At 63.9% G+C, this 8,794-nt stretch carries 10 protein-coding genes; 5 read left to right on the plus strand and 5 right to left on the minus strand.

Annotated elements, in window-relative coordinates:
* Nucleotides 1–170 precede the first annotated feature (170 nt).
* The 3 genes from P353_RS23875 (at nt 171) to P353_RS23885 (ending at nt 2,944) form a co-directional block, all read left to right on the plus strand.
* Complete coding sequence (locus tag P353_RS23875) at nt 171–1,052, plus strand: LysR family transcriptional regulator (RefSeq protein WP_034375310.1); 882 nt, start codon at nt 171–173, stop codon at nt 1,050–1,052.
* Nucleotides 1,053–1,144: 92 nt separating this feature from the next.
* The gene (locus P353_RS23880) at nt 1,145–1,855 is read left to right on the plus strand and encodes a DsbA family oxidoreductase (RefSeq protein WP_034375288.1); all 711 of its coding nucleotides are present in this window, start codon (nt 1,145–1,147) and stop codon (nt 1,853–1,855) included.
* Between the two features lie 60 nt (nt 1,856–1,915).
* The gene (locus P353_RS23885) at nt 1,916–2,944 is read left to right on the plus strand and encodes a cyclase family protein (protein WP_034375291.1); all 1,029 of its coding nucleotides are present in this window, start codon (nt 1,916–1,918) and stop codon (nt 2,942–2,944) included.
* Between the two features lie 62 nt (nt 2,945–3,006).
* Here the strand turns inward: P353_RS23885 and P353_RS23890 are convergent, their stop codons facing one another.
* Together P353_RS23890 and P353_RS23895 are read right to left on the minus strand one after the other, a co-directional pair.
* The gene (locus P353_RS23890; protein ID WP_003059524.1) at nt 3,007–3,702 is read right to left on the minus strand and encodes an LrgB family protein; all 696 of its coding nucleotides are present in this window, start codon (nt 3,700–3,702) and stop codon (nt 3,007–3,009) included.
* Between the two features lie 3 nt (nt 3,703–3,705).
* Nucleotides 3,706–4,182 carry a CidA/LrgA family protein gene (locus P353_RS23895; protein WP_034375294.1) on the minus strand — a complete coding sequence of 159 codons (477 nt, stop codon included), beginning with the start codon at nt 4,180–4,182 and terminating at the stop codon, nt 3,706–3,708.
* Between the two features lie 77 nt (nt 4,183–4,259).
* Between P353_RS23895 and P353_RS23900 the strand changes: the two genes are divergently transcribed.
* Both P353_RS23900 and P353_RS23905 read left to right on the plus strand, forming a co-directional pair.
* Nucleotides 4,260–5,174 (plus strand): LysR family transcriptional regulator, encoded by a 915-nt coding sequence (locus P353_RS23900; RefSeq protein ID WP_034375296.1) that lies wholly within the window; start codon nt 4,260–4,262, stop codon nt 5,172–5,174.
* Between the two features lie 49 nt (nt 5,175–5,223).
* Nucleotides 5,224–5,895, plus strand: a complete 672-nt coding sequence (locus tag P353_RS23905) for a pseudouridine synthase (RefSeq protein WP_034375298.1) — start codon at nt 5,224–5,226, stop codon at nt 5,893–5,895.
* On the opposite strand, the gene P353_RS23910 is transcribed toward P353_RS23905, so the two are convergent.
* The 3 genes from P353_RS23910 to P353_RS23920 all read right to left on the minus strand — a co-directional run bounded on the left by P353_RS23910 (nt 5,892) and on the right by P353_RS23920 (nt 8,326).
* Nucleotides 5,892–6,977, minus strand: a complete 1,086-nt coding sequence (locus P353_RS23910) for a hypothetical protein (protein WP_034375301.1) — start codon at nt 6,975–6,977, stop codon at nt 5,892–5,894. The genes P353_RS23905 and P353_RS23910 overlap by 4 nt on opposite strands.
* Before the next feature lie 124 nt (nt 6,978–7,101).
* Nucleotides 7,102–7,482 (minus strand): hypothetical protein, encoded by a 381-nt coding sequence (locus P353_RS23915; RefSeq protein ID WP_034375305.1) that lies wholly within the window; start codon nt 7,480–7,482, stop codon nt 7,102–7,104.
* 205 nt (nt 7,483–7,687) lie between these two features.
* The gene (locus P353_RS23920) at nt 7,688–8,326 is read right to left on the minus strand and encodes an MBL fold metallo-hydrolase (RefSeq protein WP_034375307.1); all 639 of its coding nucleotides are present in this window, start codon (nt 8,324–8,326) and stop codon (nt 7,688–7,690) included.
* Nucleotides 8,327–8,794 lie beyond the last annotated feature (468 nt).

Here is an 8,794-nt window from a genome sequence, read left to right on the forward strand (position 1 = left end):
ACACCACGGTGAAGACGGCCTATACGCTGGCGTGATGCTTGGGGCCGCTCGAGCCCGCGGCAGGGCTTGAGCAATCCACGTTTCAGAAGAAGAGAGAGCATGCCCGGGCCGCGTCGGCCATGCTGCGAAAGCTGCTACGCTGCGGCCCAGATTTTTCGCTCTTCTCTTGCATGGATACGCTCACCCCTTTGCGCGCCTTTCGGCGCATTGTTGAACTGGGCAGCATTGCCAGGGCAGCCGATGCACTGGACCTTTCATCGGCGGCGCTGAGCAAGCAATTGCGCGCGCTGGAAGCCCAGCTGGGTGCGGTGCTGATCCAGCGCACCACGCGCCGCATGAGCCTGACCGATACCGGCCGGGCCTACTACGCCGAATGCTGCCGGCTGCTGGATGGCTTTGACATGCTGGAGCAATCGGTGCGGGCGCAGTCCGAGCAGGTGACGGGGCGGCTGCGAGTCAACGCGCCGCTGTCGTTTGCGCTGAGCACGCTGGCGCCGCTGCTGGCGCGCTTTATGCAGCGCCATCCGCAACTGCAGATCGATCTGTCCATGGAAGACCGGCTGGTGGACGCCGTGGGCCAGGGATTCGATATCTCCATACGCCTGAGCGCCGAACTGGCGGATTCCTCGCTGATTGCGCGGCGCCTGGCCTCGCTGTCGCAGATGCTGTGCGCGTCGCCGGCCTATTTGCAGCAACACGGCCGCCCGGCCAGCGTGGCCGCGCTGCGTGGCCATGCACTGCTGAACTACAGCCTGGCACAGGCCGACGACGGCCTGCAAGTTCCGAGCGAAGCACGAGCCAGCGTCAACAACAGCCTGATGTTGCGGGAGCTGCTGGTGGCTGGCATGGGCATTGGTGCACTGCCGTCTTTTCTGGCCCGGCCCGCCATCGCCCGGGGCCAGCTGGAGGCGTTGGCTCTGCAAGACTGGGCCGAGCAGCCGCGCCATGTCTACGTGGTCTACCCCACGCAGCGCCACCTGCTGCCCAAGGTGCGCGCCTTTGTGGACTTTCTGGCCGAAGAGCTGCCTGCGGCCATGGGCGGGGATTCTTGACGCCGGATTAAGAGTCTCTCAAGCGCACGCCTCTTACTCCTGCGAGGCCTGCGCCCTACGCTTGCGGTCCATCAGCCATGAAGGACACAAGCATGACGCAATGCCTTGATTTTTCCTGCGCTCTGCCCGCGCAGGTCGCAGCCCATCCAGCCTCAGATCCGGTCCTGCTCGCGGCAGCGCAGGCTGCTCCCACCATCGATTTCTTCCACGACGTGGTCTGCGGCTGGTGCTATGTGATGTCGCCGCGCCTGCGCCAGGTGGCTCGCGAGCTGGGCCTGCGCGTACGTCAGCGCAGCTTTGTGCTGCAAGCCTCCCGCGCCGAAATGGTGACCAGGTTTGGCTCCATGGAGCAGGCCAAGCAAACCATTCTCGGGCACTGGGAGGCCTGCGCACGGCATGACGACACCCAGCGCATCGACATCGAAGGCATGCGCCGCGAAACCTTCGAGTACCCCAGCGGCCTGGCCGGCGCACTGGCCTGCCAGGCCGCCCAGATCCTGGAAGGCGACGAGGCCCACTGGAATCTGTTCGATGCCATACAGCACGCCCATATGAGTGCCCATCGCAACATAGGCGACGCCGAGGTGCTGCTGGACATCGCCACGCACACCGGCTTCGAGCGCAATGCTTTTGCACGCTGCATGGAAAGCGCCGAGGCCTTGAGCCTGGTCCGCCAGGACCACGCACTGGCTCAGCGCCTGGGCCTTAGCAGCATTCCCAGCGTGATCGCTCCGGGCCTGCCAACGCTGCAGACCCAGCCCCTGAACATGCTGCGTGAGCGGCTGCGCGCCCTGGCGGGCTAGGCCATTTCTTCTCACTTTCTCACTCGCGCCGAAAGGCGCACCGCTTCCTAGGAAACACTCATGAATTTCTCTTTCCGCGCCCGTGTCCGGCGCTTGCCCACCCTGTTGCTCGCGATGGCAGCAGCGTTCTCCGGCCTGGCCCATGCCCACGGTGGCCACACGCTCCCGGCCGGTACCGGCCAGGATGTGGGCCGCAGCCCCTGGGGCGCGGGCGACGAGATCGGCCGCCTGAACCTGATAACGCCTGCCTCGCGCGCTGCCATCTTGCAGCGCATCGCAGGTGGCGAGGTCTATGACCTCGCCACCGAGTACTACGTGGGCATGCCGAGCTGGCAGGACGCCGGCGATCCGCACTACCAGTTCTGGATGACGCACACGCCACGCGGCACCGTGGTGGACGACCCCATGAACGTGGGCAAGAGCATGAACGCCACGCGAAGCTACACGGGCACGGCGTTCTCCATGTACAGCCATACGGGCACGCACATCGACGCACTCAACCACTTCGGCATACGCGGCAGGATCTGGAACGGCTTCAGCGCCGACGAGCACCTGGGCGATCGGGGCTGGCAGCGTACAGGCATTGAGAAATTCCCGCCACTGGTGGCGCGCGGCGTGCTGATTGACGTGGCTGCGGCCAAGGGTCTGGACATGCTGCCCGATCAGTACCGGATCACGCGCCAGGATCTCAGGGAGGCGCTGGCACGCCAGAACGTGACGCTGCAAAAGGGCGATGTCGTGCTGATTCGCACGGGCCGCATGAAGCTCTACGACCAGCCGCAGGCCTATATGGCCAAACCGCCAGGGCTGGGCCTGGATGCCGCACGCTTTCTGGCCGAGGATGCGGGCGCCATGATCATCGGCGCCGACAACCTGAGCCTGGAGACTTTCCCCTCAGAAGTGGACGACGACTATGTGCCGCTGCACAGCTATCTGCTGGCCCAGCAAGGCATACCCATCATGGAGCTGGTGGCGCTGGACGCTCTCTCGCGCGACAAGGTCTATGAGTTCGCCTTCATCGGGGGGCCGCTCAAGATCCGCGGTGGCGACGCCGCGCCGCTGCGCCCGATTGCCATTCCGGTGCGCTGAGGGCCGCGCTTGAGGCAGCGCTTGCCGCAGCCAGTCCCTGAGCGCAGGTAGCGCAGGGCTGGTCAGAAAAACAGTGTCCGCACCCAGGGCGCGGCCAGTACGTTGACGGCACCGGCAATCATCATCACCAACGATGCCATCACGGCCTGCACCTCGCCGGCCTGGCGCGCGCGGGCCACGCCGCTGCCATGGGCGGCTCCGCCCCAGCTGGCGCCCGTGGCCAGCTTGCTGCGGATGCGGGGCAGCACACGCAGCACGGTCTCGCCCAGCAGCATGGCACTGACACCGGTCAGCAGCACGAACAGCGCCGCCAGATCGGTGGGGCCGCCCAGCACTTTCTCGGCCTCGATCGCAAACGGTGTCGTGATGCTGCGCACGGCCAGGCCTTTTTGCAGCGCCTCGGACAGGCCGAACATATCGGCAAACGCAATGGTGGTGGAGATGGAGACCAGGCTGGCCACGACCACGCCGGTGGCTATCGACATCCAGTGCTTGCGCAGCAGCTTGCGGTTCTCGTACAGCGGCAGTGCAAATGCCACCGTGGTGGGGCCCAGCAGCCAGACCAGCCAGTGTGTCTGGGCGATGTACTGCGGGTAGCTGACATGGGTCAGCAGCGACAGGCCGATCAGCACCATGGGGGTGGCAACTATGGGCATCAGCAACGGGTGGGGATGCTTGCGATACAGGCGCTTGTTGACCCAGTAACAGGCAACGGTGGCCAGCAGCGACAGCAGGCCGATGACTTCATTGGACAGCATGGCTTACTCCTCATCCAGGGCCGAGGCATCGCGGCTGGACTTGCGCCTTGCCAGCCACAGCTCGAAGCGATAGACACGATCGACTGCCAGCGCGGTCACGGCCATCACGCAGGCTGTGCTGGCCACGATGACGGCCAGAATGCGCAAGCCCTGGTGGCGGATCAGATCGGGGTATTCGGTGACCACCAGCATGGCGGGCACGAAGAACAGCAGCATCTCGGCCAGCAGCCAGTTGGTGCCGCTTTGCAGCCAGCGTGCCTTGACCAGGCCCGAAAAAAGGCCCACGGCCAGCAGGCCGAAACCGATCAGACCGGCGGGCATGCTCCAGCCGAAATGCTGACGCAGCACATCCATGGCAATCCAGATGGCGCTGAGCAGGCACACTTGCAGCACGGCCTTGAGCAGTTGCCAGAGTGTTTGGACAAGAGAATGGCTGCTGCCCTGGGCGCGAGGGGCTACAGCTTCCGTAATCTGTGACATGGGTGAAATTCTAGGGTTTTTACCTATATTCACAAAATGACTTATTTTTATTTTTTCCATGCGTAAAAGGAATTGTCATGGACTTGCGCGCCCTGCGCTATTTCATCGAGGTTGTGCGTCAGAACGGTTTCACCCGCGCGGCAGAAACCCTGCATGTGACCCAGCCCACCATCAGCAAGATGGTCAAGGCGCTGGAAGATGAATTCGGTGGCCGTTTGCTGCTGCGCGAGGGGCGGGGCGTGCAGCTCACCGATGCCGGCCAGGTGGTCTATGACCGCGGACTGGAGATTCTTGAACAGGCCCAGCTGCTGCGCCGGCAGGTGGCCGAGGTGGATCACATCACGCGCGGCGAGCTGTCGCTGGGCATCATGCCCACCACGGGCCATTACATGGCGCCGGTGATCGCGCTGTTCCAGCAGCGCTATCCGGGGGTGAACCTGCAGGTCAACGAGCAGGGGGCGCGTGCCCAGTACCAGCTGATCCAGGAAGGCAAGCTGGATATGGCGCTGGGCCTGTTCTCCGCCCCCGATCCTGCGCTGGAGCGCTACACCGTGGCGCGCCAGAAGACGCGCGTGGTGCTGCCCGCCCAGCAGGTGACAGACCCGGGCCAACCCATGCGCTGGAGCGATCTGCGCGAGCTGCCGTTTGTGCTCTACACCTCGGACTTTGCGCTGCACGAGCATGTGCTGCAGCAATGCGAGGCAGCGGGCTTCACGCCACAGGTCAAGCTGCAGACGCGCTACTGGGATTTCATAGGCCATCTGGTCGCAGCTCAGGTGGGCGTGGCCGTGATGTTCGAGCATGTCATCGCCCGCTATGACCCGCAGCGCGTGGCCAGCCGTCCGCTGGTGGAGCCCGAGATCCCCTGGGATGTGGCGCTGATGTGGCGGCCCGGCTATCTGTCGCGTGCGGCCCAGGCCTGGCTGAACTGCGTGCGTGAGGTGTATCCGCAGCCGCTCCTCGGTGCTGCGCTCCCGGATTTTCAATACTAATAGCTGTATTCCTATGTCCAGCAAGCGATACAAGGCTTCTTGATGCTTGATGTCAGTCCAGGTCTTTGTTGCTAAGCTCGCTGCCATGCCCCGCCCGTTCTCTTCCAATCGCTCCAGCAACTTGCGCCGCAGCACTGCGGTGCGCCAGCCCGCGCCCCGGCCCGAGGTCACGCGCCTGCTGTGCTTTCACAAGCCCTATGGAGTGCTCAGCCAGTTCACGCCCGAGGGCAAGTGGCAGGGCCTCAAGGACTGGATCGATGTGCCCGGTGTCTATGTGGCGGGCCGGCTCGATGCCGACAGCGAAGGCCTGCTGCTGCTGACCAATGACGGCCAGTTGCAGGCCCGCATTGCCGATCCGCGCCACAAGATGGAGAAGACCTACTGGGTGCAGGTCGAAGGCATGCCTGACGAAGCTGCACTGCAGCGCCTGCGCGAGGGCGTGGAGCTGAGCGACGGCAAGACCCTGCCCGCCAAGGCCCGCCTGATAGACCCCCAGCCCAGCATGTGGCCGCGCAACCCGCCGATTCGCGTGCGCCAGAACATTCCCGACTGCTGGATCGAGCTCGTCATCCGCGAGGGCAGGAACCGCCAGGTTCGCCGCATGACGGCCGCCGTCGGGCACCCCACGCTGCGGCTGGTGCGCATGGCCGTGGGGCCTTACTCGATTGAAGGGCTGGAGCCCGGCCAGTGGCTGGATGTGTTGCCGCTCAGTGGTTCTTAGCGCAAAGTATCGAGCCGCTGCAGCTCATCTTCATCTTTCGGCAAGGCCGCTGCCTGCCAGCGCGGCAGAGCCGGCCAGGGGCGAAAGCGAATCCAGCCCACTTGCACCTCCTGCAGATTGCCCCGCAGCAATGGAAGAGCGGTCGCCAGCTCGGATTGGCGAGTCCGCACGCATTCGCGCAGCGATTGCATGGCTTGCTGGCCACGTCCGAAAAAGCGCTGTCTGCCCAACCAATCGGGGGACGGCTGGCATTGGGCATAGGCCAGTGGCAGGCTGCTGACCTCTCCTTCCACCACGGAAATCAGGGCCTGCAGATGCATGTTGAGCTGCTCCTGCGGCATCAGGCCCGCCAGTTGCACCTCCAGCGCATCCTCATGAAAACGATAGCGTGCGGGCAGCGCGGCGCTGAGGGTATAGCTGCCGCCGCTGCGCGAGCGGGCACGGTGACTCAGGATGCGGCTGCCTTGCTCCAGCATCGGGCGGACCAACTGCAACAAGGCCTGCTGGTGCTCGGCATCGTTGTGCTTCAGGGGGATGCGCAGCCGCGTGCTGTCATAGCCGCGCCATTGCTCGCGCCAGACCATCCAGCCCGCCGTATGCGGTACGAAGAAAATCAGGGTGACCACGGACAGCATGGGCACAATGCCCGCCGCCAGCGACCAGGCCGCCCGGATCTCGGCAGCGGCAGCGGCCTCTTCACCCAGGCTGACGAGATTGCCGCTGAGCTTGATGAGGGTGGCAAGACTGATGACAAATACCAGACCACAGATCAGAGAAAGCTGCTCGGGCGAATAAAGGCTATCGGGCAGATGAATCAGGGTGGCCAGTGCGGCGGCGCATCCCAGCAGAACCACGGCTGCGGACAGCAGATAAAACAGGGCGCAAGGGGCCTGCTGCTGGATATCGAGGGCCGGGTTCTGCTCCAGCTCGCGCAGCAACTGCCTGCGGCGCCACCAGCGCAGCGGCTGCCAGAGCAGGGCGCTGACCGCCAGGCCGGCGAGCATGCTGATGAGCAGCGCCGAAAAAGCCCATAGCAGCAAGGCTGCCACCAACAAGATACCCAGTCCGACCAACCAGTTCATTACCGCGATTGTCCTTTTGAATTGATAGCTGCTTGCGCTTGATGAGCCATCGTTTCAGCGTGTTTTACATGAAAAAACGCGCTGCCTGCAAACGCAGGTCAGCGCGATGCTTGCAGGCAGCGGATCAGCTGCAGGTCTTGTTGTTGGCGCCGTGCATGCCGGCGGCCTTGGCATCGGCCTCGCTCATGTACTTGCCGTTCTTGGTCGTGCCGTAGAAACGGGTGCCGGGGCAGTGATAGATCTTGCTGTCCTCATTGGCCCAGACCTTGCCTGCACCGCCGCCAGGTGCGGCGGTCGCGGCCGGCTTGGCGCCCGCAGCAGCCTTGGCAGTGGCCTGCTGATCAATGCCCTTGCGACCCGAGCAAGCGCCTTTGGAGGATGCCGCGCTCATGGTGGAGCCATCCTTGCAGACAAAGGTCTGCATGTCCGCCTTGGCAGCGGCAGGGGCAGCGGCAGGGGCCGGCGCTGCCTTTGCTGCGGGTTCTGCCGCCGGCTTGGCGGGCATGGGGGCTGTTTTGGCGGCTGGTGCGGCAGGCGCCGCTGCCGGTGTCTGAGCAAGGCTCGCCCATGAGCTGCTGACCAGGGCTGAAGCCAGGCAAATTTTCCATAAATTGCGCATACGAACTCCCTCCAGTGATGTGAGGTCACAAGGCGTGACAGGCGCATGCTGCTATGGAAGACCTAATTCCGCAAGCCTCGGCCGTCAGGATTCAGGTACCGCTGACATAGGGGTTGAGCTTGCGCTCGCGGCCAAAGCTGCTTTCCGGGCCATGTCCGGGGATGAAGATCGTCTGGTCACCCATGGGCCACAGGCGCTGAACGATGGAGTCGATCAGCTGCTGATGATTGCCCTGCGGGAAGTCCGTGCGGCCTATGCTTCCGGCAAACAGCACATCGCCGACAAAGGCGCGGTCGATCTGCGGTGAGTGGAAGACCACATGGCCGGGCGTGTGACCAGGGCAGTGGCGCACGTTCAGCGTTTCCTGGCCGATGCTCACCGTATCGCCGTCATGCAGCCAGCGCGAGGGCACAAAAGGCTCGGAATGGGGAAAGCCGAACATGGCGCCCTGCTGGGGCAGACCGTCGATCCAGAACTGGTCGCCCTCATGCGGGCCAATGATGGGCAGCTCGTACTTGGCCGCCAGCTCGCTGGTGCCGCCCGCGTGGTCGATATGGGCGTGGGTGATCCAGATGGCCTTGAGGTTCAGGCCCAGGCGTTCCACCTCCCACTCGATCTGCTCGATATCTCCGCCAGGGTCGATGACGGCCGCATCCATGGTCTGGTCGCACCAGACGAGAGAGCAGTTCTGTTGAAAGGCTGTGACGGGGACAGTGTGATATTGCAACATGGGTGACTTGTATTTTTCGGGCGTTTGCGTAGTCTCGCGGGCTGCGAACCCCGCAAGCATGACACGGCATGGCCGAGGCATCACAAATGCCCGCTCAGATTTCGGCGTCATCCCTCATTTGAGCTAGCATGGATGCGAGTGCCCCATTTTGGTGCGGGCTGCTAAAACGTATTTGTGCTGCAAGGCAGCGGGCATTCGCTTCACGGGAGGCGGCCCGACACAGTTTCAAGATCGTTCAGGCCGTGCCAATGCCCATGCAAGCAAGTTCCTCCTGCGGTAGGAATGGTTGGGAGCGGGTCGGCCTGAATGGAACCAGTTTTTAAACTCCAGGAGACTCCTGATGTCTACCTCCTCCAACCCGCCGACCGACGTCCAGCGTACTGACGCCCAGCGTAGTGACGCCCAACGCATCGGCATCCCACGGGAAACCTTCCCGCTGGAAAAGCGCGTGGCCACCGTGCCCGATGT

Origin of the sequence: Comamonas testosteroni, assembly GCF_000761245.1 — a bacterium.
GTDB classification, from domain to species: Bacteria; Pseudomonadota; Gammaproteobacteria; order Burkholderiales; family Burkholderiaceae_C; genus Comamonas; species Comamonas testosteroni_C.